The following is a 26,232-nucleotide window of genomic DNA, read 5'->3' as shown; positions in this document are numbered from 1 at the left end:
CTTCTCCTCTCTCTTTAGAAAGAAGACACAAGAAACCCCTTTGGCAGATGTCGCAGCAGATGAAGTCCCTGACCCCAGTCCGTTCATCCTGGACCTCCCCCCCGCAGATCCAGCAGTGGATATGGTCGAGCGGTACTGGCTGGTCCCTCCTTTCTCGTACGTCAATATCTCCCGCGGGGACGCAACCGGCCTCAGGTATGAAATCGTCGAACCCGGAGTCACAGAAAAAGAACTGATCATCCTGGAAGAGACGTTTGAACAGCTCAGGGCGATGCTGATCTATGATACTGCCCGCAAGAGAGGCGAACTCGATCTCGATCCAGATCTCCTGAGAAAGGTGATCCGCTCCTTTGACCCGGAGATGCCTGATGAACGGGTGGAGGTCCTTGTATATTACCTCAGGCGCAATTTCCTCGGCTACGGGAAACTCGACCCCCTGATGAACGACGATAAGATCGAAGATATCACCTGCAATGGCCCTGATATCCCGATCTTTCTCTATCACCGGAAATACGCCAATATTCAGACAAACTGCATCTATGACAATGAAGAGTTGAACAAGTTCGTGCTCAAACTTGCCCAGAAGGCCGACAAACAACTCTCGCTCTCGACCCCCCTCGTCGATGCCGCCCTTCCAGAGGGGTCGCGTGCACAGATCACCTACTCCGACATCATCTCTTCCAGAGGGAGCTCATTCACCATCAGGAAGTTCAAGGCCGACCCTATGACCCCGGTCAACCTCATCGCAAACCACACCTACGACCTTGACCTGATGGCACATATCTGGCTCGCGGTCGAGAACAGGAAGAGCATGATCATCTCGGGCGGGACAGCGAGCGGCAAGACATCGACGATGAACGCTGTTTCGTTCTTCATACCATCAGTGGCAAAGATCGTCTCCATCGAGGACACCCGTGAGATCCAGTTGCCGCATATCAACTGGTTGCCTATGCGGACACGGGAGAGTGCCAATGTCAGCGGCACAGGGAACGTCGGGATGTTCCACCTCCTGAAAGCGGCATTGCGCCAGCGGCCCGAGTACATCATCGTCGGCGAGGTGCGGGGCGAGGAGGCACAGACCCTCTTCCAGGCAATGAATACCGGGCACACCACGTACTCCACCGTTCACGCAGGAAACGTGCGGGAGACGGTGAACCGCCTCACCCATGACCCCATCAACGTCCCGGTGGCTATGTTCAACGCTCTCGACCTGGTCCTGGTGCAGAGTCTCCTCCATGACGGGGGCAGAGGATTCCGCCGGTGTCTCTCGCTGAACGAGATCCAGGTCGTTGACGATGACGTCAGGTGGGTACCGCTCTTTACCTGGGACCATCGGACAGATCGGTTCGTCAGAGTGTACGATCAGTCGGCTGTCTTTGACGATATCGCCTACAGGAATGGTTGGGATAAAGAGCAACTTGAAAAAGCTCTTGCTGTTCGAAAGAATGCTCTTGAGGATATGGTCCGGAAAGGTGTCCTTGCTCCTTCGATGGTCGGGCAGATGATACAGGAAATGACGGTGCAGGAACAGCAATGACAAAAACAGCAGCGTCCAGTACCTTCAGGGATACGATCGCACATTCATTGCTGTCGGCACATATACCGATCCCTGCTGCCCGATACCTGCAGTATGGTCTGATCGTAACTCTGCTTGCCGGTTTTCTCTATATACTTTCCATTCTCCTCCTCTCCCTCTTCGGAGTCGAAATCAATATCTTCCCCTTCCTCCCGTACGGCATTACGATCCTGATCGGCTTTATTGCCATTATAGGCCTGCTGCTTCTTGGCATCTACTTCTACCCTCTCCTTCAGGCAGAAGGGCGCCGGACACGGATCGAGGCTGACCTCCCCCATGCGGTCACCTACATGCAGGCGCTCTCGTCAACCCTTACGCTCTATGACATATTCCGGACTGTTTACGAGGCAGACGACCTTTACGGCGAAGTCTCGAAGGAGTGCGGGCTCATCGTGCGGGACGTCGAGCTCTTCGGCCTCGATCTGCTCACGGCAATGCGCAATGTCCAGGAGGTCACGCCCTCCGCCAACTTCAAGGAACTGATCAACGACCTCTCGCTGGTCTACCGGAGCGGCGGGAGCCTCACCAGTTTCTTCAACTCCAAGTCCGAGACATACCGTGAACTCGCACGCCAGGAGCAGGAATCCCTCCTCCAGATCCTGGAGATGATCGCGGAGATATACGTGACCGTGTTTGTCGCCGGGCCCATTGCGATCATCATCATGCTGGTGGCGCAGAACCTCACCGGGCAGAGCCAGCTTTCCGGCATCATGCCGCTCATGTACCTCGGTCTCCCGCTGGGAGCGATCTGTCTTATCTTCATCTTATACGTCCTCCTCCCGCCTGACAACCTCGACGTCACGCACCGTGAGATACGGGACTCCGAGTTTGGTGCTGATATTCTGGATATCGGCACCAGGGGAGAACCCGACGAGAAATTCCTTAAAAACCTTGAGTCAAGAAAACGCTGGCTGCGTCTTTGTGAGATCCTCCGCCATCCCGGAACCTTTTTCATCTCAGATTACACCGTCGGGGCGATGATTGGTGTCGGACTGCTCATCGTCCTCTTCCTCGGTTACCGGTTTGGTCCCTTCAGGTCGTTTTTTCCTTCCTATACCCCGGAGGTCTTTCTCTGTCTTGCCATCATCATGACCGTGGTACCGGTGATGATCGCCTACGAGGTGCGTCGCCGGTACGTCATGAAAGTCGAGGCGCAACTGCCTGAGTTCCTCGCCGAGATCGCGGATATGCGTGATATCGGTATGACGCTGCAGGGTGCCATCTTCATGATCTCCAACACCACGATGGGCGTCCTCTCCCATGAGGTGAAGATCGCCGCCGAGGAACTCAGGCTCGGATCCAGCGTCTCGGGTGCTCTCGTACGGATGGAAGAGCGTATCGGTCTGGTTTCGGTGAAACGGGCGATCTCACTTCTGGTACGCGCAAGCGAGGTGACTGATTACATCCGCGAGATCCTGACGATCGCGATCAACGACCTTCAGCACTACATTAAAATGAAGACAAAGCGGCTGAACGTCTCATTCGTCTACCTGGCGGTGATTTATCTCTCGTTTGGCATCTATCTCTACTCGGCCTACCAGCTGAACGTCGCCTTTATCTCAAGTTTCTCTGCGTATGATGTCAGTTTCGATATCAGTACAAACATCCGGGAAATGTTTCACGTTGGAATAATTCTTGGATTCTTCTCCGGGATCATGGCCGGGCAGCTCTCGTCGAACAATGTACTTGCAGGCCTGAAGCATGTCTGCGTCATGCTGGCTGCGACGGTGATCCTCTTTGTCTACATCATATGAGGCAGGTTCCATGAATGGCAAAAAACAGTACGAGGAGGCGGTATCCTCGGTCGTCGGCGAGATGATCATGATAGTGCTGGTCATCATCCTGGTCGCCCTCTTTGCCACCTCGGCGTTCTCCCTGATCCCGGGTGGCCGGGATGCAAGCGTCGATATCGCGATGACGAATGTGTCGGGTGACTCCACCGTGATCTTCTGGCACAAAGGTGGGGACTGGGTGGAGAAGAAAGACCTGACAGTGGTCATTCTCGGGGAGGGACAGGACAGGAATGAGTACACAGCCCCTGACTTTTTCCTCTATGACCACACCGGCAATCGCACCGGGGCATTCGATCTCGGTGGGCGTCTGGAGGTCGTCCTTGATCGCCCCCTTGAGGGAGGAGATATCGTGCGACTGGTGACGCAGACGAATGTCGTCTACTCGGGGGAGATCTGAGATGGAGAAAGATGAAGCAGTCTCAACCGTGATCGCACTGATGCTGGTCCTTGGCATCATCGCCACGTCAATCGCGATCTACTCTGCAACGTATCTTCCCGGGCTGAAACAGCAGTCTGAGATTGAACACTCCCGCGAGGTGGCGGACGCCTTTGTCAGGTTCGGTTCAGACATCGATCACGTGGTGTCACAGAAGACGTCGGCCAGGTTCAGTGAACCGTTCTTCCTTGGCGGCGGCGAGGTCATCCTGAGTCCGGTCCGATCGAGTGGGTCTGTCACCATAGGAAAGGAACCCCTGGTACATGTGACGGTCATGAATACTACACGAACAGAGGAGGCCGGGACCTCCATCGTGAACATATCTTACATGCCCTCGTTTACCACCTGGGAACCGCAGGGGTATCGGTGGGAGTACGGTTTTGTCGAGGTGACGAAGGATGATAGGGCGGTGCCGCAGTCTTCGCGTTACAGCACCAGGGCCGCCGCCCTGGCAGACAGTGACGCGTTCCTCGGGTCTTTCGTCGATGTGACCGACTCCAGCAATGGCATCGAGATCACCCTGGCGGACCTCGCCCCCGAGAGTGGCAGGTCATGTATCACCGGGAGCGGGATCGCCACGCTTGAGTTGAATGCAACGGCAGATTCCAGAGAGGAGGTCTCTCTGACTGGAGTGAGTCGTATCGTCTTCGAAGACTGCACTTCAGACTCAATGATGAAGGAACATCTGAACCATATCTGCAGCAGGGTCGTCGGCGCCACGTATGTCCATGACCATGATACACATACGCTTACGTTCGACCCTGCGGTACATCCCGTGAGCGTGACCCTCCGTACCGTGACCGGCGAGGTGAGCGTATGTTAGACGCAGAGAGGGAGACGGCGGTCTCCCCGGTCATCGGGGTGATGCTCCTCCTGGCGATCGTGATCATCCTCGCCGCGTTTGTTGCCTCCTTTGCCAGCGGGGCTGTCGATGCGAAGGAGAAGGCGCCCTCGGTGGATCTTGCGGTATATACTGCAGGGAGCGGGGACGACTTCTGTCTCGTCTTCGAGCACCGGGGCGGGGACCCGGTCAGGGTCGAAGACCTCAAGGTCACCACCTGGGTCCACGGGAGTCAGTATTCTGCGTCCCATGACGAGGAAGAACTGGAGACGCTCCTTGGATCCGATGTCTTGAAGGCGGGAGGCAGTCTGGATACCGGAGGCCTGGAGACAACCGACATATTCCTTGAGCTTGATGGAGAGTTGTCTGACCGCATCAAGGAGTCGCCTGCGGTCGAAGTGGCGGTCTATCACCTGCCGAGCGGCGCTCTCCTCCATAAGAGCAGTCTTCTCCTGAAGGAACGGTGAATGATATGCACAATGGTATGAATGCTACTGATAACGCCGTGTCTGAGGTGATCGGCGTCATGCTGATGATCTCGGTCACGCTGATCATCGTGGCCCTGGTGGCGGTCTACGCCACTGGTGCGGCGGGTGAAAACGAGCAGTCGGTCAGGGCAGACCTGATCGCGTCAGATGTGGTCCATGATACAGACACCGGCGAGTATATGGTCGTCTTCGAGCACATGGCCGGTGACCCGCTCGACCTCGATCTGGTGCAGGTGAGCCTTGGCGTGCGGGACGATGCCACGCAGCATGTCATCATCAGGAACGAGCCCGATAAAAAACAGTATCTCCAGAGGTCTGCAAAGAACGGTGGCAAAGATGTTCTCCTTGGCGATCGGTTCGTCCTGTACGCCGAAGAAGGAGATACGGACGGCATCTCCTGGGGAGAGGGGAAGACGTTCACGGTCGAGTCAGGTCATTACCTCACCTACCGGTTCATCGACCGGCGGACAGGCGCACCGATCTCGTCAGGGGAGATCATGGCCCCATAATTTTAGGTGAGAGAGGACCTCAGTCCAGATTATAAGATTGAAAAGGGATGACAGGTGGGCGATCAAAAAATAGCGCTCATGGGATCCCCACTCTGCGGTCTCCCACCTTCTCCGTATCCAGCGTATCGGGACGCCTTTGGGGTTCAAACATTTGCCCGGAGCGTAACCTTCCCATTTTCTTCAGAGGTTTCACCGCTGTTCAAGATCGTACCATCTTTCTCTATGCTGACGGAGAGTGTCTCATTGTCATTGCCGGATTTATAAACACTCAGGCGGACCAGTCCGCTCACGTCGCCCAGATAATATGTCTCATCATCTCCGTACCCCTCGATGGAGGTATATGTTTCATTCACGACATACCACCCCTTCCATCTCTCTTCAGAGGAGACCGATATTTTCACCCCGCTTTTGAAGATGAGAGCAGGTTCCACAACGTACGAGACCGACACGGCGCCATTCGGTTCAGAGATGCTGTTCACGGCGAGTTCCCGGAAATGTGCGTCATGAATGCCGATGATCAGCGAATTATTCGATGCATCAAGTTTCCGTGCTCCCATATGGACGGTCAGGTCGCTTGAATTATAGGAATAGAATTTCCAGTTGGTCCCGTTCACCAGGCGTATCCCCTCATCCGAAGGGATCTCCGCCTCCCATGGCCCATCATACCATACATTCAAGAGATATTCCTTCGGACCGTCGGTGTGCGCCCTCAGTTCGTACCGGCCTGTTGAAATATTGCAGGTGAACATGACCATCCCGCCCGGCACCGCAGTGTTCCCCTCCACGAGCACTCTCTCTCCGCGAGAGAGGGACACCACCATTCTGTCCGGGGAAAGATCTTTTTTATAAAATGTACATGCAACTTCGCCGGATCCCGTTCCCAGCGGGATGGTCGTCGGGCCTTCGCCGGAGAGTGCGACTTCTTCCCCATGGTCGAGGACGCAGGACCCGTTCCATGCTCCCCCGGTCGCGACGTTGATCGCGGCTGGTTCGGAGAGGCATCCTGAGATGAAAAGCACCGATAGAAGGAGCAGTGTCAGTGATATTTCTTTGAGTCTCATTTATTTTTACATGGGAAGTGCAATAGATAACTCTTTGTATATTTTATTTGATATGGGCCAATGGATATCCCCCAGGGCGGCCCAGAGCGTGCCTCTGGAGGCAGAGTGCCGTCCAATCACTTTCGTCTGGAGAGAGTAGCGGAAAATATATGGGCTTCTTCCGGGCCGGGGATCTAATCATGCCGTATAACCGCAATCGCCCCATGGTCGCCGTCCTCGAAGACGGTCGGGACTGTCCAGACGACATAGGCACCGCACTCCCCCTCAAGGGAACGCCAGGTGCCGCCGCCGTCCTTTTTTCCCTTCACCGCCCCCTCAAGGTACCTGGAGTCGGCCAGGAGATCGAGAAAGGCACAGGATGTCTCCGAGACAGGAGCACCGATAATATCGTCCCCCCTCATACCAAAAAGAGCGCAGAAGTGTGCATTGACGTGCCTGATCCTCAGGTCCGAACCGACCGTGACGGCAGGGTCGGGCAGGAAAGGAAAGATAGTCGAGACCGGGAAGCGCACGGCGAGGCGGTAGACCCTCGCCGACCCGACGACCTGCATCTCGACCCTCCCCGCAAAGACGAGCATGTTCACGTACTTCGCGACTGAGTTGCGGTTGAGGTCGATCTTCCGGGAGATATCTGAGATCGAAAGGCCATGGTTTTCCTCTTCCAGAAGGTCCAGGATACGCGTCATTCCGTCCTCGCACCCGACAGGGGCCGGGGACCGCTCTCTCTTCTCCACCATATCCATATTACTTTCATTATGATCACATAAATGGATTAACTTCGGGAGACGGGAAAAGAACCATGCAGGAGATACCCCATCCTCAAAGCGCCGGCGAAGATGTCGGGGCCAGAGGGACTCGCCACCCTTCAGACCCGCTGCGTCTCCCCCCTCACACGCCCCCGCGCCAGGGAGAAGAAGACGCCGAGGACGCAGAGAGCGGTAAAGGCCACGAACGCCAGGTTCACGCTCGTGAGGAGTTGCGCATGTTCGGCCGGGGTGATCGCCACCCGCCCGATGACCACCGAGAAGATCATCATCACGAATCCCATCGAGAGCATCATCCCGACCTGACGGGAAGTGGCGAGGGTGGCCGAGGCCACGCCGTAGAAGCGCCTCTCCACCGAACTCATGATGGCATTGGTGTTCGGCGAGGAGAAGAGGGCGTAGCCCGTGCCGAGGACGAGGAGGGAGATGAGAATAAAGAGAAAAGAAGTCTCTTCGGTGAGGGCGGCGAGCATCGCAAGCCCGACGGCGCATACCCCCATCCCAAGCGAGGCGACAATGCGGGGCTCCACCCGATCGGAGAGCCGCCCTGCCGCGGGGGAGAGGAGGGCCTGGACGACAGGTTGTGCCATCAGGATGAGACCTGCCGTCTGGGGGTCGAGGCCGCGGTTGAACTGGAGGTACAGGGAGAGGAGGAAGCCGACCGCGAAGGTGGCGCTGTAGTTGATCAGGGCGGCGAGGTTGGAGAAGGTGAAGACATGGTTCTCCCTGAAGAGCCGCACCTGGAGGACAGGGTTTTCCGTCCGCAGTTCCAGCCGGACAAAGAGGGCGAGACCGACGGCCCCGAGAGCAAGGTACACCCAGCCGAGGGCCGCCGGGAGGAGGGAGAGGCCGTACATCAGGGCGAGGAGGGTCGCCCCGTAGACGACAGAACCGGTCAGGTCGAAGGGTTCGTCACGGGGTGCCGACCACTCGCCCCGCGACCGCAGGGTGAGGACGACAGCAAGGATGCCGAAGGGGACGGCGGCAAGGAAGATGCTCCGCCACCCGAGGTGCTGGGTCAGCACCCCGCCGATGAAGGGGCCCATGGAGAGGCCCGTATAGACGGCGGCCACATTGATGCCGAGCACCCGGCCGCGCTCGCCCGGCGGGAAGATGGAGGTGAGCACTGCCACCGCGGTCACCGCGGTCATTGCGGCGCCGACACCCTGCGCCATACGCAGGGCGACGAGGACATGCACCGACGGCGAGAGGCCGCACACAAGGGTTGAGAGCGTGAAGATGACGATCCCGGCGAGGAAGACCTTCTTCATCCCATGGATATCGGCGAGTCGCCCGAAGGGGACGAGACAGATCGCCGAGGCCAGGAGAAAGGTGGTCTGGACCCACCCGAGCAGCACCGCGTCTGCCATGAACTCCGCCCCGATAGCAGGGAGGGCGATGTTGATGGACGAACTCATGAAGGGCGTGAGGAATGCGGCGACTGTGGCGATGATGAGGATGCACCGCCTTTCAGGCGCGGTTGGTTCCTGGCAGGGAAGAAGGCTCATATGAGTTCAGAAGAGATTGGCCCTGACCTCATATGAATGCCGCGATAAAGTTGGCAGAAAAGTGGGAGTTCTTTCGAGCAGCAGGATAGAAGGCGCCTTTCTACCTTATACAAAAGAAGTGGAGTTGTGAATTGAGACGTGCTGGAGAAATATTCGATGAACTGAAACGGAAGTATCAAGGAACAAAGATCGGATTCGGAAATGGTAACTCTTACATCTGGAACAGAGGCATTTGTCCGAATACATAACAAAAGCGTCATCTAACAAAAGAGGTAGGTATTTTTACTCCTCATTTATTTCCCTTCTTTCGGCCGTATCGGGAAGATGTACGGCACGCCCTCACGCGTCTCGACCGCCGCTTCGACACCGTAGACGTCGGCGATCACCTCCGGGGTGAGGACATCGGCAGGAGGCCCCCGCGCATGGACCTCTCCCCTGTTCAGGATGATAAGGTCGGTGCAGAACCGCGCCGCAAGGGAGAGGTCGTGGATCGCCATGACGACGAGACGGCCCTCCTCCAGGGCGAGACGGCGCACGACTTCGAGCACCTCCATCCCGTTCCGGAGGTCGAGGGCGCTCGTCGGTTCGTCGAGGAGGAGGAGGGGGGAACCCTGGGCAAGGGCGCGGGCGATCATCACCCGCTGGCGCTCGCCGCCCGAGAGGGTACCGACCTCCCTGAAGGCGAAGTCTTCGATGCCGAGGAGTTCCAGGGCCCGCACCACCTCATCCTCGTCTTCCTGTCGTATCCGCCACGAAATGTGGGGGCGGCGGCCCATCAAAACCGTCTCATAGACCGTCGCACGTGAGTGGTTTGCAATGCCCTGCGGGACATAAGCGATCCGCCTCGCCACCTCGTGCCGCGGCAGGGCCGGGACCTCCTCGCCGTCGAGGTCCACCGAACCCTCCGCTTTGAGGATGCCGTCGATGCACTTGATCAGTGTCGTCTTGCCAGACCCGTTCGGGCCGACGAGGCCGAGGACCGCGGAACCCTCTGCGTCAAAGGTGATCCCGGAGAGGACCTGCCGGTCGCGGTACGAGAACGCGAGGTCCTTCACACGCAGGCACACCATCAGGCCCCCCTCCCGCGGAGGAAGAGGAAGATGAAGAAGGGCACGCCAAGGAATGCCGTCATGATCCCGACAGGGAGGATCGTCGGTGCAAGGAGGGTCCGGGCGAGACTGTCCGCACCGAGGAGGAGGAGGGCCCCGACCAGACCTGAAGCCGGGAGGAGGTAGCGGTGGTCTGTGCCGATGGCCATCCTGGTGATATGGGGCGCCACAAGTCCGATGAAACCGATGGTCCCGGTGAAACAGATAATCGCGGCGGTGATGAGGGAGGCGATGAGCATGAAGATAGTCATCGACCTCTTCACCGGGACGCCGAGGCTCTCCGCGATGTCGTCGCCTTCGGCAAGGGCGTTGAGGTCCCATGCCCGCCAGATGAGATAGGGCGTGCAGAGGGCGACGATGAGGGTGACGATGCCGAGACTTGTCCAGTCTGTCCGGCCAAGGGACCCGAACATCCAGAAGACGATCTCCTGCACCTCCTCTGAGGTGCCAAGGTACTGGAGGAGAGAGGTGACGGCGGAGAAGAGGTACATCAGGGCGATGCCGGCAAGGATCATCGACTCGGCCCCCATCCCCCTGTATCGGGCCATTGCATAGATGATCCCGGCGGCAAGGAGGGCGAAGACAAAAGCGTTCCCGATGATGAGGAACTCCCCGTCGACGAGGCCGGCACCGAGGACGATCGCGACCGCGGCACCGGTCGCCGCCGCCGAGGAGATGCCGAGGGTGAAGGGGCTTGCAAGGGGGTTCCTGAGTATGCCCTGCATCACCGTCCCCGCAATGGCGAGGCCGAGCCCCGCCACGATTGCAAAGAGGACGCGGTGGAGACGGTAGTTCCAGACGATGTTCTCCGCCATGGGAGGTGCGGTGAACTGGCCGGGAAAGAGGCCGGCAAGAACGGCCAGATACGCGTCAGCAACCGAGAGGTCGGCCGTGCCAAGGGTGATGGCCACGCCTGCGAGGAGGACGAGGAGGACGAGCATGAGGGCATGGAAGAGGGCCCGCCTCCGCCGGGAGGCGGCGAACCCCTCCAGCAGGGTTTCGGTCCCCATCATATCGCCGGGTACACGAACTGCATCCCGGTCAGGTCGGTCCCGAGGTGCTGGTATTCGTCCAGATAGGTCTGGTGGAGGGCTGCGGGGTCGAACCCGGCGAAGCGGTCAGGATAGGACCATTTCGCAAGGTAGGCGATCCCGATGAAGTTCTCCGGTCCTCCGAAGATGTCGTTGTGGAGGAGGTAGACCCTCTTCTCCTTCACCGCCGTGAGGTCGGTCCATCCGGGCCTCTCGATGAGGGAGGCGTGGATCTCCGGGACTCTGGCAGGGTCGGTGTTCTGGTATCCGCCGGAGATGTAGGAACCTGCACCGATGAGTTTGACGACCACGTTGGGGTCGGCGGCGATGACTGCCTCGGGGTCGACCTCAGGGTACTCGGCGGCGAGAGAGGAGAAGATGTTTTTCCCGCCGGCACGGACGATCTTGTCCTCGTATCCCGAGGCAGCGGCGCCGGTCTTGTAGTCCCGCCAGTTCTCCAGGTACACCGTCGTCCGCTCCGCCTCAGGGATATCGGTTGTCTCTGCACTGATGGTGTCGAGCGCCCCCGTGTAGAAGGCGGCAAAGCGTTCTGCCTCTGCATCACGGCCAAAGATGGTGCCAAGGGTTCTGACCTCGTCGACATAGTTCTCGGGCCTGAAGCAGTCGAACCTGTAGACCCTGATCTCCGGGTTCGATGCCGCGAGTTTTGCCTGGATCTCGTCGCAGGCGTCTTTGCAGGTGGTGGCGTACAGGAAGACGGCGTCAGGGTGGAGGGATACGACCTTCTCGTAGTCAGGCGACCAGATGCTCCCGACGACGGTGGTGTTCCCGTACTCCGGGAAGAACTCCGGTCTCTGCGCGGAGAACTTGTCGATACCGACGACGCTCGACGGACCGATGCCGAGGGACCGCAGTGTCTCCAGGGTCTCGCCGTTGAAGACGACAACGCGTGCGGGGGGAGAGGCAGGGGCGACGGCACCCTCTCCCTTTAGATAGAGGGCGGCAGCGTCCTGCACGTCAGCAAGAGGGAGTGCGTCGGCGCCGCCAGTAAGGAAGGAGAGGACCATACGTGCAAACTCGTCCTGCTTAAGAACGCCGTCGCCGTCGGTGTCGCCGGGCACGAGCGCGGCCGCCGGCACGGCGAGGGCCAGGAGCAGGCAGAGGAGGAGATACACCTGCTTCATCGCCGGCACCTCCTGAGCAGGGGGACAGCCACCAGCGCAAAGATCACGGCAAGGGCGCCGGGACCGGGGGCCGCTGCCGTGCCGCCGACGTCAAGGCGGGAGGGGGCGATTGTGCCCTGTGTCCGGGCACCGAAGTCCCACCACGCGCCCGTGATCTCGCCGCCGCCCTCTTCCGGGGCGCGGACCACATAGGTGACGGTCGTCTCGTCGAGAAGAGCGAAGCAGACGCGGTCCCCTTCCACCCGCACCTGGCCCGCGGGGAGGGAACTCTTCACATAGGCAAAGCCCGGCGGGAGGGTCTCGACGATACCGCCGGCCTCGCAACCGTTCAGGGAGAGAGTCACCGTCACCTCGGTACCCGGCGCGGGGGCGGCGGTGCCGACCTGGCGTACCACGACCTCCCCGTCCGCGAGAACGGGGACAGCGAGGGAGAGTATACAGATACAGATGAGGAGTATTGCCATTTTTTTCATCGGCCATCAGTCCAGGGTAATACTGTGTGAAATCTCTGTCACAACAGGTTAGATATTTTGTGGAAAGAACGCGACCTCCATCAGGCGATCTTCCCGACCGTGGCGCCGTGAAAAGAGTCATCATGCCGGGAGGCGAGGAATAGAAGAGGACTCGTGGAAACATATGATCTGATCGTCATCGGGGCAGGGCCTGCCGGGCTTTTTGCCGCGGCCCGCACCGGTGCCGGAGGGGGGACTGTCCTCCTCCTTGAAAAGAAGAAGATGCCCGGGAGAAAACTGCTCGTCTCCGGGTCCGGACAGTGCAATATCACCCATGCGGGGAGCGTCACGGAGTTCTTCACCCGGTACGGGAAGCACGGCCAGTTTCTCAAACCGGCACTCCGGGCCTTCACGAACGCCGACCTCATCGCGCATGTCACCGGACGGGGCGTCCCCCTGACGACAGAAGAGGGGGGCAAGGTCTTCCCGACCTCGCGGAAGGCACAGGACGTCCTCGACCTCCTGCTCGCAGAGTGCCGGGACGCGGGCGTGACAGTGCGGTGCGGAGAACCGGTCGTTGCCGTCGAAAAAAGTGGGGACGGCTTTTCCGTCAGGACGGCGGTCGGCGAATATGGCTCGACCTTCCTCCTCATCGCGACAGGCGGCGCCTCGTACCCGGCCACAGGTTCGACAGGCGACGGGTATGCATTTGCCGCGTCCCTCGGCCACACGATCGCCGGCACAGCACCCGCGCTCGCACCGGTGACGGTGAGGGACTACCCCTTCGCGGACCTCGCCGGGATCTCCCTCCAGGGCGTGACCGTCTCCCTCTTCAGGGACGGCAAAAAGATCGGCGACCAGAGAGGCGACCTCCTCTTCACCCACGAAGGACTCTCAGGCCCGGCAATCCTCGACCTCTCCCGGTTCATCGAACCTGGCGACACTCTCGTGGTCCCGGTCCTCCCGGAAGGGATGCGGGAGGAGATCACGGCGGCGCTGGCCGCTGGCGGGGGTGCGAGGGTCAGGTCGGTGCTCTCCCGATACCCTGTCCCTGAACGCCTCCTCAAAAGGCTCATCGACCTCTCCGAGGTCCCGCCGGAGGCGACCTGCGCCCACCTCACGAAGGCGGCACGGACCCGCCTGCTCCAGCACCTCACCGCCTGCACCCTCACCGTCGACGCCCTCGGCGGATATGGCGTCGCCATGGTGACGCGGGGAGGGGTGGCCCTCGACGAGGTGAACCAGAAGACGATGGGATCGAAACGCGTCGAAGGCCTCTACTTTGCCGGCGAAGTCCTCGATATCGACGGCGACTGCGGCGGGTTCAACATCCAGGCGGCATTCTCCACCGCCGCCCTCGCCGCGGAGGCGGTCCTGAAAAGGCTTTCGGAGAAGACGGAAGGATAGGTTCTGTAGTTCGATAAGGTGTGGAGAGCAATCTCCCTCAGCAGGATCTCCATTCTCTCTTCCCCGGTCCTATCCTAAGATCGGGGGACGACCGGAGGGAGTCGAGAAGATCGAAGATCTTCGCTGTCCGGGGGTAACGAGAAGACGGAAAATCGGGCTCTTTTGAAAACCTATTCTGGTGTGCCTACGCCGGGGGACTACGCCAAAAATCAGAGATTTTCTTGTGCTCACTCCGTTCGCAGCCCCCGGACAGCGAAGACTTCGTCTTCTTGAACTCGCTATCGCTCGCACCCCGCTCGGGATTGACAGGGATACGGCAATCTTCCTCCTCTGAATATCCTGTTCGCTCTTCCCGGGGCCAATCGCAACTGGGGGACGACCGAAGGAAGTCGAGAAAATCTGTGATTTTCGCTGACCGGGGGTTGCGAGCGCCAGCGAGCTTGAGAAGACCTTTAGGTCTTCGATGAACCCCCGGCAGGCAGTATGGGGAAGGCGGTGGATCCACTCCTTTCCTCATGGGATCAGGGTATACATCGATCCGACACTGAAGATTTCTGTAGAATCGCTCATGAAACGAAGTCTCAAGCGGTTCTTTGAAAATCACTGAGGTGGTTTTCATGGTAATCCCAGGTGCCCCATAAAGCCTCCAGACATTCAAGAAATAAAACGACGTTATTATCTACTCCTCACCCCATCTCCCTATCATGAGCCCGGACACCGGGGGCAGGGGAATGACAGTGTCTTCCCCGGGAGACGACGATGTTTGAGAGAGTCCTCTTCGCAACCGACTTTTCCGATGACGCACGTGCGACGGCCGCACGCATCCCCGAGATACCGACGGCGCGGGACGTGATCCTGGTCCATGTCCTCGAACCGGGGCGTGCCCCCCGCCTCCCTCTCCTCTCCGGCCCTGCGTCCACGGCCGGGGATGCGGAAACGGCACTCGCACGGGAGAGGGCCACCCTCCTCGGGTGGGGCCTCGACGCCACCGACCACCTGGTCGAGGCCGAAAAGGGGGACATCATCGGCGCCATCCTCGACCTTGCCGGGAAAGAACGGCCGTCCCTCATCGTCGTGGGTGCACGGGGCCGGAACATCATCAGCGGCTTTTTCCTGGGCAGCGTCTCGGCAGGCGTCCTGCGGAGGGCGCAGACTCACGTCCTCGTCGTCCACGCCCCAAAAAATGGTGGGGGAAAACTCTTCTCCCGCGTCCTCTGTCCTGTCGACTTCTCGAAGCCCTCCCTGCAGGTCGTCTCCCTCCTCCACCGCCTGAAGGTGCCTGAGGTGGTGCTCCTCCACGTGATCACGAGCGCCGAGAGCGAGGAGGAGATGGAGGTCAGGATCCGGGACGCCGGGGATCGCCTCTCCGGACTGAAGGACCGCCTCGAAGGCGAGGGCATGAGAGTGCAGACCCTTCTCAGGGTCGGGCCCGCGGCCGACGAGATCTGCGATGTCGCCGCGGGAGCGGGTGTTTCCCTGGTCCTGCTGCCGCGCCTCGGGCGGACTGACTATATCACGAACATTCCCATCGGGAGCACGGCCGCGGACGTCGCGAAAAGGGCGCGGGTACCGGTATGCGTCCTCGTCCCGGCTCTGGACCTCGACATCGCGGTCAGGGAACTCGACGTCCGCGAATTCCCCCTCGTCGATGATGTCTGGACACACTACCGGGGGCAGACGGCCGACCCCGGGACAGACCGGATCTTCGGCCTCTTTGTCGAGGGCACCCTCGCCTCCGTGGCCAGGTGCCGCCGCCACACCGACGGACTCGAGGTCGACGGCGTCTTCACCCCGCCGGAGTTCAGGGGGCGGGGGTATGCGAAGAGGGTGGTTGCCGCGCTCGTCCCGGCCTGCGGTGGGGAGACCCTGTACATGCACTCCACCCTCGACCTCGTCGGTTTCTACGGGAGTTTCGGCTTTGTGACGATCCCGGAGAGCGGTCTCCCGACGACGATCAAGGACAGGTACGCCTTTGCCATGGGCGAGATGGCCGGGTCGAACGTGCAGCCCATGATGCGTCCTGCCGGCGGCGGGGCGCTGTAACCCATCCCTCGCCCTGCCGGAGAAAAGAACAACCCATATCTCCCGGCTTCACGCACGGATGAGGGTGAAAAAAACATTCTCTCTTTCTCCCGGCATGAAGGTCGGCGTGCTCCTCTTCGCCGCCGCCCTCCTCGTCTTCTTCGTCTTCGTTGCGGCATCCCTCCTTCCTCAGGACGACAGGAAAGAGATTGCCATCATGACGACGGCAGACCTCCACGGCCACATCTTTCCCTATGCGAACACGACGGGCATGACCGTCGGCGGCATCGAGAGGATCGCGGGGGCAAAAGATGCGATCGCAAGAGACGTCGACGGGTGGGCTCTGGTCTCGGCCGGAGACGACCTGACAGGCCCCCTGTACGCCGCCTATGGCGGCGAACCCGAACTGCGGTCCATGACCCTTGCCGGATACACCGCGGCCTGTCCGGGCAACCATGAGTTCGACTTCGGGGCGGCGCACTATCTGAACGCCACCCGCTATGCCGGGTTCCCCCTCCTCTCGGCCAATCTCAGGGTCACCGATCCCGAACTCGCATCGGTGCTCAGGCCCTCCACGGTCATCGAGGTCGATGGGATACGCTGCGGCTTCTTCGGCCTGATCACCCCGGACCTCGCCGTCATCACCAGTCCCGGCCCCAATGTCACGGTCGACCCCGACTACGTGGGCGTGGCCAGGGAGGAGGTCAGGGCCCTCAGGGAGGACGGCGCCGAGATCGTCGTCGCCCTCTCGCACATGGGCACGGCCTGCGACGAGGACCTTGCCCGGCAGGTCGAAGGGATCGACCTCGTCGTCGGCGGCCACGACCACACCTATGTCTGCGAGAGCGTCGGGGGTCCGGGCGGGTGGACGACGGTCATCGTCCATGACGGCAGCCAGGGCGAGCGCCTCGGCGTCCTGAGGTTCGCGTTCACCGGGGACGGGATCGAGGACTGGCAGTGGGAGACGGTGCCGATGGACAGTGCCGTCGTGTCAGACCCCGCGGTCAGCGACTATCTCACACCCTTCAGGGCGGCGATGGAAAATCAGGGACAGGAGGCGATCGGCGAGAGCACGGTGGCGATCGACGCCGTGAAAGCGCACCTGCGCACGGGGGAGATGCCGCTCGGCGACCTGATCGCCGATGCCGGGCTTGCATGGTTCGGGGAGGCCGATATCGCCGTCATCAACAGCGGTGGTATCCGGGGAGACCGCATCTTCCCGGCAGGCCCGATCACGCAGGGCATGCTCTCGGAGATCCTTCCCTTCGGGAACGAGGTCGTCATCGTCAGAATGAACGGGACGGAGGTGCGTCAGATGCTTGAGATGAGCGCATCAGCCCTCGGCCCTGATTCCCGGGGCATTCAGGAGTCCGGGTTCCTCCAGGTCGGCGGGGCGAGAGTGACCATCGACACGGAGAGGCCGGCATATGCCGCGGTCTATGATGGAAAAGAGGTGCAGGAGGTTTTGTGCGAGGGTTCGAGAGTCGGATCGGTCCTTGTCCGTGAGGGAGATACATGGGTGCCGGTCGAGGACGATAGGGAATACATCGTCCTTGTCAACGACTATCTTGCAGGGGGAGGGGACGGGTATGCCCTCTTCGCCGCGATTCCCGATGAGAGGAAACTCCGGACAGGGATCACGGTCATCGAAACCGTCGAAGCATATGTCAGGGTGCAGACGCCCCTTACCCCGGTCACCGAGGGGAGGATCGCCCTCGCCGGGTCGGGTGCTCCCTCAGCCATGGTAGTTCCGGCGTGACTCTTCGATGATCCCTCTTTTTTCTATCCTCTCCTCTGCACCGGCGCCGTGGAGGGCGCGGCTGCCCGTGTCCTGCCGCGCCGGGCAGAAGGGGCAGAGGGAGTAGGGGACGTCGCCCTCCTTCTCCCGCACAGGGCAATAGTACTCCCCACCCTCCTCGTAGACCTCGAGCCCGCCGGGAAAGGGGGTGCCCGGCGGGTGCGCCGGGCGGCCGCGGACGTACATCGTGAAGGTGGCGAGGATATATTTGAGAAAGAAGAGGTCGACGGCTTTTCCGGCCTGCACCCGCGTGCGGCAGGCTTCAGCGACCATCGCCGCATAGGCCGGGAGGTCGGCCGCGACCAGGCCTTCGGGCACCTCCCCCTCCCTGCAGAGGAGGAGGAGATCATGATATGCCCCGACAGTCTCCTCCCTCACCTTCGGTACGAGGCGGCGGCGGTACGCGGGGTCAAGCGTCTCCGTCTTCCTCTCGAAGTTCCGCACCATCGCCTCGATATCGGTGACCGAGTACAGGGCGAGCGCTCGGGCGAGCGCCGCAAGCAGGTCCGCCTTTGTCAGGGCGGCGCCGAGCGCGGCGCAGGTCGCCTCGATCTCGCCGGGGGTGATCTCTGTCCTGCCCCGCTCCCGCCCTGCAGGAGCGAGCACCTCCTCCCACATCAGGGAAGGAGAAAGATCGGTCCCTCCTGTGGCGGCGGCCACATTTTTTCGCCCCAGGATGCCTGAGAGCCATGCAGGCACGAACGATTTCACAGATCGAGGTCGACGGCCGCGGAGAAAAGAGCGGTGGTACCGGCAGGGCGACGTCACCGCCTGGCATAGCGCGCCGCCGCCCCCTCCCCCGCGTCCCTGAAGGCCCGCGTCACGCCGCCGGGGCCGAGTTTTATCCCGCCAAAGACGCGGGAGACGACAAGGACGTGGCGGTCGAGGGAGTACTTTTTCAGGACTTCGAGGAGGGCCTTGCCCGGATGCCCCACTTCACGGTCGTTCTTGAAGGACTCGACAGGGACGGCACCGTCCAGGAACCTGACGGCCGCACAGTGGTGGGCGGCATTCCGGTATTCCTTCCCATGGGACGCAAGGATGCCGTCAAGGTCTGAAGGGTCGTCGATCTCGTAGAGGTGGGCGTAGAACCGCGATTTCTTCACCTCGTATTTCACTACCGCACATTCCTGCATGCTCATAGAGTGGGACCGGGCATTGAAGAGGCACACGCCTGCCGGAGAAAGGTATATAGAGTACAGTGCCCTCCCGCCATCATGAATCGCAGATATGGTCTTCTGGCCCTGATCCTGTTCATCGCCGCCTTCGCCCTCTCCGCCGGGTGTACGGGCGGGCAGGGGGGAGGGACGCCGACTCCGACACCGACAGAGACAGTTCTTCCGACCATCACCACGACTGCAAACGAAACCACCGTCTCGACCACAAACGAGACACCCACCCTGACGACGAATATGACCGCAAATGAAACGGCCACAGCGACCGTCACACCGAGACCGCCCGCAGAACCGGTCACCATCGCCCTGACGGCCGAGAACCTTGCCTTCGACCGCTCCACCATCGAAGTCCCGGCAGGAGCGAAAGTCACCATCACCTTCGAGAACAAGGACTCCGGCGTCCAGCACAACTTTGCGGTCTATGAGACGAGCGCGGCCGAGGACGTGATCTTCAAAGGCGACCTTGTGACAGGGCCGGGCACGGCCACCTACACCTTCACCGCACCGTCTGAACCAGGGACGTACTTCTTCAGGTGCGACCCCCATGCCACGAGGATGCGGGGCGACTTCGTCGTCACATAAGCAGACTCCATGGGACGGAGAGCGTCGTCATATCTCGGCCTCCTGAAGACGGGGGAGCTTGCCCGGCGTGCCGTGGAGGCATGGGAACGCCTCTCCTCCTGCACCCTCTGCCCGCGGCAGTGCCGGGTGGACCGCCTGCACGGGGAGGTGGGTTTCTGCCGGAGCGGGAGCCTCCCGAAGCTTGCGAGTTTCGGCCCGCACTTCGGGGAAGAACCCGAACTCGTGGGGAGACATGGGTCAGGGACGATCTTTTTTTCCAACTGCACGATGCGGTGTCAATACTGTCAGAACTACGAGATCAGCCAGTGCGGCGCCGGGCGGGAGATCACCTGCGACGACCTCGCCCGCATCATGCTCGCCCTCCAGGACGACGGGTGCCACAACATCAACCTCGTCTCCCCGACCCATTTCGTCCCCCAGATCATCGCGGCGCTCCTGACCGCCGCCGGAGAGGGCCTCTCCCTCCCCCTTGTCTACAACACGGGAGGATACGACTGTGCGGCGACCATACGCCTCCTCGACGGCATCGTGGATATCTACATGCCCGACGCAAAGTACGGCGACGACGAGACCGCACGCAGACTCTCCCATGCCCCGCACTACACCCGGTACATGCAGGAGGCAGTCCTGGAGATGCACGAGCAGGTCGGCGACCTCGTCGTCGACGAGGAAGGGATCGCCGTCCGCGGTCTGATCATCCGCCACCTCGTCCTCCCTGACGGCCTTGCCGGGAGCCGCGAGGTCTTCCGCTTCATCGCGCAGGAGGTCTCGAAAGAGAGTTACGTGAACGTCATGGCCCAGTATCGGCCGGAATGGCACGCCGCAGAGGGCGGGCGCGGCCTCCCCGAAGGCCTCGGCCGCCGCATCACTGCGTCCGAGTACGACGAAGCCCTCAGAGAGGCCGAAAAGGCCGGTATCCACCGAGGGTTCCCCCGCCCGCCGCCCACAGGTTTATGAGGTCACAGGGGAATGCAGGTGTGTTTCCATGACAGAGATCAACCTCTTTGAGACCGTCAAGGGGCACATCTGCCAGTGCGCCTATGACCTCAGCCTTGCCCCGGATGTCGAGGCGATCCTGAAGACACCGATGCGAGAGTTCAACTTCTCCATCCCGGTCAGGATGGACACCGGCCGGATCAGGACATTCCAGGCATTCAGGATCCAGTACAACGACGCACGCGGGCCGACAAAAGGGGGGATACGCTTCCACCCCGACGAGACGATCGACACGATCCGTGGCCTTGCGGCACTGATGGCATGGAAATGCGCCCTTTTCGGCCTCCCTCTCGGCGGCGCGAAGGGGGGGATCGTCTGCAACCCGAAGGAACTCTCGGAGGGAGAACTCGAACGGCTGAGCCGGGGGTACATCATGGGCGTCTCCCGCATCGTCGGGCCGCACACCGACATCCCGGCCCCTGACGTCTATACCAGCCCGAAGGTCATGGCATGGATGATGGACGAGTACTCGCGGATCGTCGGAAGGACGACCTTCGGGGTGATCACCGGCAAACCCCTCTCCGTCGGCGGGTCCGAGGGGCGGGAAGACGCCACGGCGCGGGGCGGGTGGTACGTCGTCGCCGAGGCGGCAGAGGACGCGGGCATCGACCTCCGCGGGGCGACCGTGGCGGTTCAGGGTTTCGGGAACGTCGGCACCCACGCGGCCGTCCTCGGCCAGTACCTCGCCGGAGCGCGGGTGGTGGCGGTGAGCGACAGCAAAGGCGGTGTCCTGAACAGGAACGGCCTTGAGGTGAGGAGGCTCGAAGACCACAAGGAGAAGACGGGGAACGTCAGTGACTTCCCCGGCGCCGAAAATATCACCAACGAAGAACTTCTTGCCCTCGACGTGGACATCCTCATCCCCGCGGCACTGGAGAACACGATAACTGCCGAGAACGCACCGCGGGTGAGGGCAAAGATCGTGGCGGAGTTTGCCAACGGCCCTGTCACCACCGACGCCGAAGCGGTCCTGAAGGAGAAGGGGACCGTGATCGTCCCGGACCTCCTCTGCAATGCCGGCGGGGTCGTGGTTTCCTACTATGAGATGGTCCAGAACCTCAACATGGACCACTGGAACGCCGCAGAGGTGGATAAGAGACTGAAGACGATGATGACCTCCACCTATCACGCCGTCCACGAGACGGCCCAGAAGAAGAACTTCACCCTCAGGCAGGCGGCGTACACCATCGCCGTCCGCAATGTCGTCGAGGCGATGAACGCGAGGGGGTGGGTCTGAGTGAAGGGAGAGGTCGTCGTCGTCCTCTGCACTGCACCGACGAGGGACGCCGAGAGGATCGCCGACCTGATCGTCAGGAAGGGCCTTGCCGCCTGCGTGAACATCATGGGGGTCGGTTCCATCTACCGCTGGGAGGGAGTGATCCAGCATGAAAGGGAGGAGTTGATGGTGATCAAGACGACAGGCGAACTCCTCGAAAACCTGACAGAGACGATCGGGGGGGCCCACCCGTACGATGTCCCGGAGATCATCGCCCTCCCGGTCGTCGGCGGCCATGCCGACTACCTTGCCTGGGTGAGGGAGTCGGTCGGACGGAGGGAGGGACCTCACCCAGACGCCGGGCAAAGAGACTAAGTACAGGAGGCGCCGATACCCGGCCATGTGCGGACGCTTCGCCATCGCCGCTCCCGAGAGGATCAGCGTGCGTTTCGGCGCGGAGGGGGAGGACATCCTCAAAAGACCGCGCTACAATGCCGCACCCGGCCAGGTACTCCCCATCGTTACGGGGGACGGAAAAAGGCGTATCCTCCCTGCTCGCTGGGGGTTTCCGGGCACGCCCCTGATCGTTAATGCCCGCGCGGAGAACCTCGCTGAAAGGCCGGTCTTCGCCCGCCTCCTCGACGGCGGGCGGTGCCTTGTCCCGGCCACCGGTTTCTACGAGTGGGACGCCCTGAAGAGGCCTTTCTATTTCACCTTGAAAGAGGAACCCCTCTTCGCCTTCGCGGGGCTGTACGATCGGGGGTCGTTCGTCATCGTCACGACGGACGCAAACGTGCTCGTGGCGCAGGTCCACTCCCGCATGCCCGCAGTCCTGGGGCAGGAGAGGGAGGCGGCATGGCTTGCAGGGGACGACCCCGCCGGACTCCTCGGGCCCGTCCCGGCGGAGACGATGACCGTGGCCCCTGTGGGGAGCAGGGTCAATGACCCGGCAAACGACGACCCCTCCCTCATCGCACCCCTGGCACAGACGCGGTGGTGGTGAGTCAGGGGAGGGGCGACCGGCCGAGGTCGCGGAGACGGTCGAGGTACTGCAGCCGCCGCGCCTCATATATCGATCCCCTCCGGCCGTACGGCACGTATTCGGAGACCTTCCAGCCGTCCGCGGCCATCGCCGTCTTGGTCTGGTCGGCAAGGCCCATCAGAAAGCCGAACTCCACCAGGTCGCGGCTCTCCGCATGGGCGGTCAGCCATTCCACAAGGTCGGGGTCATGGGTCCCCACCGAGAAGGGTGTGCGGGAGGAGAGGAGTGAGGCGGCCAGGGCCCGGAACTGCTGCTGGATCAACTCGAAGTTGCGGGTGTCGCCGAGATATGCTCCCTTGACAAGCCGTGGCCTGATCCCGGCCTCCTCCATCGCACCGAGGTCGGCGGCGGCCCTCTGGAGATAGGCCTGGACGGCCAGCGTCACCCGGTGCCCTTCCCCGGCCATGCGTCCTGCCGCTGCAAGGGTGAAGTCGACAAGGTTTCGCCCTTCCATGTCGATCTCCACCCTGACCCCTCGCCTCTTCGCCTCGTCCATGATGCGTCCGAGGTGCGCCATGCACCCGTCCCTATCGAAGACTGCACCAAGAGCAGAGAGTTTCACCGCGACCGAGGCGTCGAGCGCGTGCGCCTCGACGGCCCTGACGGCGGCACGGCACTCTGATGCGGCCTCCCGCGCGGCGTCACGGTCCTGCACGTACTCGCCGAGGGGGCTGATGCTGCAGCTGATGCCCTGGCGATTCCTCTCGTCGCACCAAAGCACCGCCGCGTCGAGGTCGGGAAGAAACCAGCGCCTGTCAGGACCTGCCATGACCGGGAATGGGCAGGGCGAGGGGAAAAAGGTTGGGTTCAGAGGGAGGTCCGTGCCTGCTCCCTGAGGAAGGAGAGGAGATAATACGGCCCTCCAACCCCTTTGCCGGTCGAACCGCTCGCCATCCACCCGCCGAAGGACTGGTACCCCGGCCAGGCGCCGGTCGTCGCCCCGCCCTGCCTGTTCGCATAGCAGACGCCCGCACGGATGGTGTCGAAGAAGTACCTGACCTCGTCCTCGTCTTCGGAGAAGATGCCGGCTGTCAGGCCGTACTCCGTGTCATTGGCGAGGAGGAGGGCCTCCTCCAGCGTCGTGAAGGTGCGGGCGCAGAGGAAGGGCACGAAGAGTTCTTTTTTCATCAGGGGGTGGTCCTGCGGGAGGCCGGCGGCGATGGTCGGGCGCACATAATAGCCCCGGGCCAGGTCGCCGTCGCGGAGCACCTCCCCGCCTGTGAGGATATGCCCGCCGTCCTGCCTGCAGAGGGCGACGGCGTCCTCGTAGGTCTGCAGGGCATGCGCCGAGATGAGCGGACCGAAGAAGGCGTCACGCCGCCGCGGGTCGCCGACCACCAGGTCTGCCGTCCGCCTGATCAGCGCCCGGCCGAACTCCTCGACCACGCTCTCCTGGATATAGAGACGCGACGTGGAGCTGCACTTCTGCCCGCCATAACCGAAGGCGGCCCGCACAACCCCTTCGGCGGCCTTCTCAAGGTCGGCCTTCTCCGTGACGATGCAGGGGTTCTTGCCCCCCATCTCGGTGATCACGGGTTTCGGGTAGTGCTGCTTCACGGCGAAGGCGCGCTGAAGCCACATCCCGGCCTCATGCGACCCGGTGAAGGCGATGCCGTCGACGTCCGGGTGGGTGGTGACGACCTCGCCGAAGGTGGCGCCCGGGCCGGTGACGAGGTTGACGGCGCCCGGCGGGACGCCAGCCTCCTCGAATGCCTCGTACAGCATGATGCAGGAGAGAGGCGCGGCGCTCGACGGCTTCATGACGATGGTGTTCTCGGTGAGCAGGGCCGCAGACGCCATCCCGGCCGCAAGGTCGAGCGGGAAGTTGAAGGGCGATATGACGGCCCAGACGCCGTGGGGCCTCATCACGCTGTAGTTCATGCCGCCCCGCACCTCGGGCGTCATCCTGAAGACGAAACTGTTGGCTCTGTCGTAGACCAGACAGTGGTACCGGATCATGTCGATCGCCTCGCCGACCTCGGCGACGGCTTCGGTTCGCGTCTTCCCGGATTCGAGGGTGATCAGGGCCGCAAGGGCGAAGATCTCCTCCTCCAGGATGTCGGCAACGCGCCCGATGGTCTCGACACGCTCCTCGGGATCGGTCCGGCTCCATGCCGGGAAGGCCCCTTTCGCGACCCTGATCGCGGCTTCGGCCTCGTTTTTTCCTGCCTTCTGGAAGTGGCCGATCACGATGTCCCGGTCGATGGGCGAGCGCACCACGAACTCGTCGACAGGGGCGAACTCCTTGCCCCCGATATAGAGCGGGTGGCGGTGGCCGAGGGTGCGTTCGATCTCCGCGAGCGCCGCCTCGTAGAACTGGTGCATGCTCTCGTCCGATTCAAGGGATACATAGGTAATCTTCTGTTTCATCATCTTCACCTCTCAGAGGCCCTCCATCGCCGCGTCGGGGATGGCAGGGCCGGTATCGATCCCGGCAGCGTCGCGGGCTTTCGGTCCGGGCGGCCCGGTACCGATATGAGAGTCCATGGTGAAGATATCGAGAGGATATATAATATTCCCCATATGCAATATGCTCAGGCAGCACCAGGAATCGGTGATGTGATCAGAAGGAACAGAATTGAGGCACCAATACAGGTGAAAAATAGTAAAATCCGGTGATCACCCTCCTGATACCCTCACCGGCACTCCCCTAAAGAGATGACCGACAGTGATTTCGTCCACACCCCTGTGAAGGTGTGACTCCATTATCCAGGTAAGGTCGTATCAGGTACGGATTTCAATCCACGCACCCGTGAAGGGTGCGACTAGTGGCCGGAGCGTCATCGTCCGCGTCGGGGGGTTTCAATCCACGCACCCGTGAAGGGTGCGACCTCGGCGAGGAGCGAGTACCCGCACAGCTCCTGGTTTCAATCCACGCACCCGTGAAGGGTGCGACGTGCCGCCGCGCTTACCGTCCGCGGGGGAGAGGGCGAGGTTTCAATCCACGCACCCGTGAAGGGTGCGACTGCAACGCTCCGCCATGTGCCCCGAAAACCGAGGAGTTTCAATCCACGCACCCGTGAAGGGTGCGACGGTGAGCGGGACGCTGGAGGACTTTCCCGTCCTCGTGTTTCAATCCACGCACCCGTGAAGGGTGCGACCACCACGATGCGCGACGCACTGGTAGCGACCGGGTTTCAATCCACGCACCCGTGAAGGGTGCGACGGATGTGGTCGGTTTTGATGGGGGTGGCCTGGAGTTTCAATCCACGCACCCGTGAAGGGTGCGACCTAAAGTTGTCATGGGGGTAGAACATGCAAGTACGTTTCAATCCACGCAC

The 26,232-nt window shown here is 61.5% G+C and carries 25 protein-coding genes and 1 CRISPR repeat array; of the genes, 14 read left to right on the top strand and 11 right to left on the bottom strand.

Annotation, left to right across the window (positions count from 1 at the left end; all coding sequences use genetic code 11):
- Window positions 1-40 precede the first annotated feature (40 nt).
- From BP869_RS00135 to BP869_RS00110, 6 genes are read left to right on the top strand one after another with little or no spacing between them, the layout of a single operon-like run.
- On the top strand, window positions 41-1,537 hold the full coding sequence (locus BP869_RS00135) for a type II/IV secretion system ATPase subunit (protein WP_342675779.1): 1,497 nt from the start codon (window positions 41-43) through the stop codon (window positions 1,535-1,537).
- On the top strand, window positions 1,534-3,330 hold the full coding sequence (locus tag BP869_RS00130) for a type II secretion system F family protein (RefSeq protein WP_342675777.1): 1,797 nt from the start codon (window positions 1,534-1,536) through the stop codon (window positions 3,328-3,330). Before BP869_RS00135 ends, BP869_RS00130 begins: the two co-directional genes overlap by 4 nt.
- A 10-nt stretch (window positions 3,331-3,340) precedes the next feature.
- Window positions 3,341-3,766, top strand: coding sequence for a type IV pilin N-terminal domain-containing protein (locus BP869_RS00125; protein ID WP_342675775.1), 426 nt, complete (start codon window positions 3,341-3,343; stop codon window positions 3,764-3,766).
- A 1-nt stretch (window position 3,767) separates the two neighbouring features.
- Window positions 3,768-4,628, top strand: a complete 861-nt coding sequence (locus BP869_RS00120) for a DUF7289 family protein (protein WP_342675773.1) — start codon at window positions 3,768-3,770, stop codon at window positions 4,626-4,628.
- Entirely contained in the window at window positions 4,622-5,113 is a 492-nt protein-coding gene (locus tag BP869_RS00115) for a type IV pilin N-terminal domain-containing protein (RefSeq protein WP_342675771.1), read from the top strand. Before BP869_RS00120 ends, BP869_RS00115 begins: the two co-directional genes overlap by 7 nt.
- A 17-nt stretch (window positions 5,114-5,130) precedes the next feature.
- Window positions 5,131-5,643, top strand: a complete 513-nt coding sequence (locus tag BP869_RS00110; RefSeq protein ID WP_342675769.1) for a type IV pilin N-terminal domain-containing protein — start codon at window positions 5,131-5,133, stop codon at window positions 5,641-5,643.
- Window positions 5,644-5,786: 143 nt separating this feature from the next.
- Here BP869_RS00110 and BP869_RS00105 read toward each other — a convergent pair whose 3' ends face one another.
- From BP869_RS00105 to BP869_RS00075, 7 genes are all read right to left on the bottom strand, one after another.
- The gene (locus BP869_RS00105) at window positions 5,787-6,434 is read right to left on the bottom strand and encodes a hypothetical protein (RefSeq protein ID WP_342675767.1); all 648 of its coding nucleotides are present in this window, start codon (window positions 6,432-6,434) and stop codon (window positions 5,787-5,789) included.
- Window positions 6,435-6,877: 443 nt separating this feature from the next.
- Window positions 6,878-7,441, bottom strand: coding sequence for a helix-turn-helix domain-containing protein (locus BP869_RS00100; protein ID WP_342675765.1), 564 nt, complete (start codon window positions 7,439-7,441; stop codon window positions 6,878-6,880).
- A gap of 128 nt (window positions 7,442-7,569) precedes the next feature.
- A complete protein-coding gene (locus BP869_RS00095) occupies window positions 7,570-8,976 on the bottom strand; it encodes an MFS transporter (RefSeq protein ID WP_342675763.1) in 1,407 nt (468 codons plus the stop codon).
- Window positions 8,977-9,269: 293 nt separating this feature from the next.
- Window positions 9,270-10,046, bottom strand: coding sequence for an ABC transporter ATP-binding protein (locus tag BP869_RS00090; RefSeq protein ID WP_342675761.1), 777 nt, complete (start codon window positions 10,044-10,046; stop codon window positions 9,270-9,272).
- On the bottom strand, window positions 10,046-11,095 hold the full coding sequence (locus BP869_RS00085; protein WP_342677359.1) for an iron ABC transporter permease: 1,050 nt from the start codon (window positions 11,093-11,095) through the stop codon (window positions 10,046-10,048). The genes BP869_RS00090 and BP869_RS00085 overlap by 1 nt, the downstream gene beginning before the upstream one ends.
- Complete coding sequence (locus tag BP869_RS00080; protein WP_342675759.1) at window positions 11,095-12,261, bottom strand: ABC transporter substrate-binding protein; 1,167 nt, start codon at window positions 12,259-12,261, stop codon at window positions 11,095-11,097. Before BP869_RS00080 ends, BP869_RS00085 begins: the two co-directional genes overlap by 1 nt.
- Window positions 12,258-12,725 (bottom strand): hypothetical protein, encoded by a 468-nt coding sequence (locus tag BP869_RS00075; protein WP_342675757.1) that lies wholly within the window; start codon window positions 12,723-12,725, stop codon window positions 12,258-12,260. The genes BP869_RS00080 and BP869_RS00075 overlap by 4 nt, the downstream gene beginning before the upstream one ends.
- Before the next feature lie 162 nt (window positions 12,726-12,887).
- Between BP869_RS00075 and BP869_RS00070 the strand changes: the two genes are divergently transcribed.
- The 3 genes from BP869_RS00070 to BP869_RS00060 all read left to right on the top strand — a co-directional run bounded on the left by BP869_RS00070 (window position 12,888) and on the right by BP869_RS00060 (window position 17,901).
- Window positions 12,888-14,120, top strand: a complete 1,233-nt coding sequence (locus tag BP869_RS00070; RefSeq protein WP_342675755.1) for an NAD(P)/FAD-dependent oxidoreductase — start codon at window positions 12,888-12,890, stop codon at window positions 14,118-14,120.
- Window positions 14,121-14,879: 759 nt separating this feature from the next.
- Window positions 14,880-16,163, top strand: coding sequence for a GNAT family N-acetyltransferase (locus BP869_RS00065; RefSeq protein ID WP_342675753.1), 1,284 nt, complete (start codon window positions 14,880-14,882; stop codon window positions 16,161-16,163).
- A 64-nt stretch (window positions 16,164-16,227) separates the two neighbouring features.
- On the top strand, window positions 16,228-17,901 hold the full coding sequence (locus BP869_RS00060; protein ID WP_342675751.1) for a bifunctional UDP-sugar hydrolase/5'-nucleotidase: 1,674 nt from the start codon (window positions 16,228-16,230) through the stop codon (window positions 17,899-17,901).
- On the opposite strand, the gene BP869_RS00055 is transcribed toward BP869_RS00060, so the two are convergent.
- Both BP869_RS00055 and BP869_RS00050 read right to left on the bottom strand, forming a co-directional pair.
- Complete coding sequence (locus BP869_RS00055; protein WP_342675749.1) at window positions 17,878-18,639, bottom strand: DUF2115 domain-containing protein; 762 nt, start codon at window positions 18,637-18,639, stop codon at window positions 17,878-17,880. The genes BP869_RS00060 and BP869_RS00055 overlap by 24 nt on opposite strands.
- Before the next feature lie 65 nt (window positions 18,640-18,704).
- Window positions 18,705-19,082 (bottom strand): YigZ family protein, encoded by a 378-nt coding sequence (locus BP869_RS00050; protein WP_342675747.1) that lies wholly within the window; start codon window positions 19,080-19,082, stop codon window positions 18,705-18,707.
- A 75-nt stretch (window positions 19,083-19,157) separates the two neighbouring features.
- Here BP869_RS00050 and BP869_RS00045 point away from each other — a divergent pair, with 75 nt between their 5' ends.
- From BP869_RS00045 to BP869_RS00025, 5 genes are read left to right on the top strand one after another with little or no spacing between them, the layout of a single operon-like run.
- The gene (locus BP869_RS00045) at window positions 19,158-19,697 is read left to right on the top strand and encodes a cupredoxin domain-containing protein (protein WP_342675745.1); all 540 of its coding nucleotides are present in this window, start codon (window positions 19,158-19,160) and stop codon (window positions 19,695-19,697) included.
- 9 nt (window positions 19,698-19,706) lie between these two features.
- A complete protein-coding gene (locus tag BP869_RS00040) occupies window positions 19,707-20,654 on the top strand; it encodes a radical SAM protein (RefSeq protein WP_342675743.1) in 948 nt (315 codons plus the stop codon).
- 28 nt (window positions 20,655-20,682) lie between these two features.
- Window positions 20,683-21,930, top strand: a complete 1,248-nt coding sequence (locus BP869_RS00035; protein WP_342675741.1) for a Glu/Leu/Phe/Val dehydrogenase — start codon at window positions 20,683-20,685, stop codon at window positions 21,928-21,930.
- Window positions 21,931-22,284, top strand: coding sequence for a divalent-cation tolerance protein CutA (gene cutA, locus BP869_RS00030; RefSeq protein ID WP_342675738.1), 354 nt, complete (start codon window positions 21,931-21,933; stop codon window positions 22,282-22,284). It begins immediately after the preceding gene.
- A 25-nt stretch (window positions 22,285-22,309) separates the two neighbouring features.
- On the top strand, window positions 22,310-22,912 hold the full coding sequence (locus tag BP869_RS00025; RefSeq protein ID WP_342675736.1) for an SOS response-associated peptidase: 603 nt from the start codon (window positions 22,310-22,312) through the stop codon (window positions 22,910-22,912).
- A gap of 1 nt (window position 22,913) precedes the next feature.
- Here BP869_RS00025 and BP869_RS00020 read toward each other — a convergent pair whose 3' ends face one another.
- Together BP869_RS00020 and BP869_RS00015 are read right to left on the bottom strand one after the other, a co-directional pair.
- On the bottom strand, window positions 22,914-23,720 hold the full coding sequence (locus BP869_RS00020; protein ID WP_342675734.1) for a proline dehydrogenase family protein: 807 nt from the start codon (window positions 23,718-23,720) through the stop codon (window positions 22,914-22,916).
- A 38-nt stretch (window positions 23,721-23,758) separates the two neighbouring features.
- The gene (locus tag BP869_RS00015; RefSeq protein WP_342675732.1) at window positions 23,759-25,321 is read right to left on the bottom strand and encodes an aldehyde dehydrogenase family protein; all 1,563 of its coding nucleotides are present in this window, start codon (window positions 25,319-25,321) and stop codon (window positions 23,759-23,761) included.
- 364 nt (window positions 25,322-25,685) lie between these two features.
- A CRISPR array of direct repeats spans window positions 25,686-26,182; the repeat unit is 32 nt; unit sequence GTTTCAATCCACGCACCCGTGAAGGGTGCGAC.
- Window positions 26,183-26,232: the final 50 nt, after the last annotated feature.

The sequence above is a fragment of the Methanofollis sp. UBA420 genome (assembly GCF_002498315.1).
Taxonomy (GTDB): domain Archaea; phylum Halobacteriota; class Methanomicrobia; order Methanomicrobiales; family Methanofollaceae; genus Methanofollis.
The sequence above is the reverse complement of the archived record's forward strand: the minus strand, read 5'-3'. Positions and strand labels throughout refer to the sequence as shown.

What these genes read in the sequence shown, in the direction of transcription:
- BP869_RS00130 (WP_342675777.1), top strand. Translation starts at nt 1,534, where the DNA reads ATGACAAAAACAGCAGCGTCCAGTACCTTCAGGGATACGATCGCACAT.
- BP869_RS00090 (WP_342675761.1), bottom strand. Translation starts at nt 10,046, where the DNA reads ATGGTGTGCCTGCGTGTGAAGGACCTCGCGTTCTCGTACCGCGACCGG.
- BP869_RS00050 (WP_342675747.1), bottom strand. Translation starts at nt 19,082, where the DNA reads ATGAGCATGCAGGAATGTGCGGTAGTGAAATACGAGGTGAAGAAATCG.
- BP869_RS00080 (WP_342675759.1), bottom strand. Translation starts at nt 12,261, where the DNA reads ATGAAGCAGGTGTATCTCCTCCTCTGCCTGCTCCTGGCCCTCGCCGTG.
- BP869_RS00075 (WP_342675757.1), bottom strand. Translation starts at nt 12,725, where the DNA reads ATGGCAATACTCCTCATCTGTATCTGTATACTCTCCCTCGCTGTCCCC.
- BP869_RS00110 (WP_342675769.1), top strand. Translation starts at nt 5,131, where the DNA reads ATGAATGCTACTGATAACGCCGTGTCTGAGGTGATCGGCGTCATGCTG.
- BP869_RS00015 (WP_342675732.1), bottom strand. Translation starts at nt 25,321, where the DNA reads ATGAAACAGAAGATTACCTATGTATCCCTTGAATCGGACGAGAGCATG.
- BP869_RS00020 (WP_342675734.1), bottom strand. Translation starts at nt 23,720, where the DNA reads ATGGCAGGTCCTGACAGGCGCTGGTTTCTTCCCGACCTCGACGCGGCG.
- BP869_RS00025 (WP_342675736.1), top strand. Translation starts at nt 22,310, where the DNA reads ATGTGCGGACGCTTCGCCATCGCCGCTCCCGAGAGGATCAGCGTGCGT.
- BP869_RS00115 (WP_342675771.1), top strand. Translation starts at nt 4,622, where the DNA reads ATGTTAGACGCAGAGAGGGAGACGGCGGTCTCCCCGGTCATCGGGGTG.
- BP869_RS00100 (WP_342675765.1), bottom strand. Translation starts at nt 7,441, where the DNA reads ATGGTGGAGAAGAGAGAGCGGTCCCCGGCCCCTGTCGGGTGCGAGGAC.
- BP869_RS00095 (WP_342675763.1), bottom strand. Translation starts at nt 8,976, where the DNA reads ATGAGCCTTCTTCCCTGCCAGGAACCAACCGCGCCTGAAAGGCGGTGC.
- BP869_RS00045 (WP_342675745.1), top strand. Translation starts at nt 19,158, where the DNA reads ATGAATCGCAGATATGGTCTTCTGGCCCTGATCCTGTTCATCGCCGCC.
- BP869_RS00120 (WP_342675773.1), top strand. Translation starts at nt 3,768, where the DNA reads ATGGAGAAAGATGAAGCAGTCTCAACCGTGATCGCACTGATGCTGGTC.
- BP869_RS00035 (WP_342675741.1), top strand. Translation starts at nt 20,683, where the DNA reads ATGACAGAGATCAACCTCTTTGAGACCGTCAAGGGGCACATCTGCCAG.
- BP869_RS00065 (WP_342675753.1), top strand. Translation starts at nt 14,880, where the DNA reads ATGTTTGAGAGAGTCCTCTTCGCAACCGACTTTTCCGATGACGCACGT.
- BP869_RS00085 (WP_342677359.1), bottom strand. Translation starts at nt 11,095, where the DNA reads ATGGGGACCGAAACCCTGCTGGAGGGGTTCGCCGCCTCCCGGCGGAGG.
- BP869_RS00125 (WP_342675775.1), top strand. Translation starts at nt 3,341, where the DNA reads ATGAATGGCAAAAAACAGTACGAGGAGGCGGTATCCTCGGTCGTCGGC.
- BP869_RS00040 (WP_342675743.1), top strand. Translation starts at nt 19,707, where the DNA reads ATGGGACGGAGAGCGTCGTCATATCTCGGCCTCCTGAAGACGGGGGAG.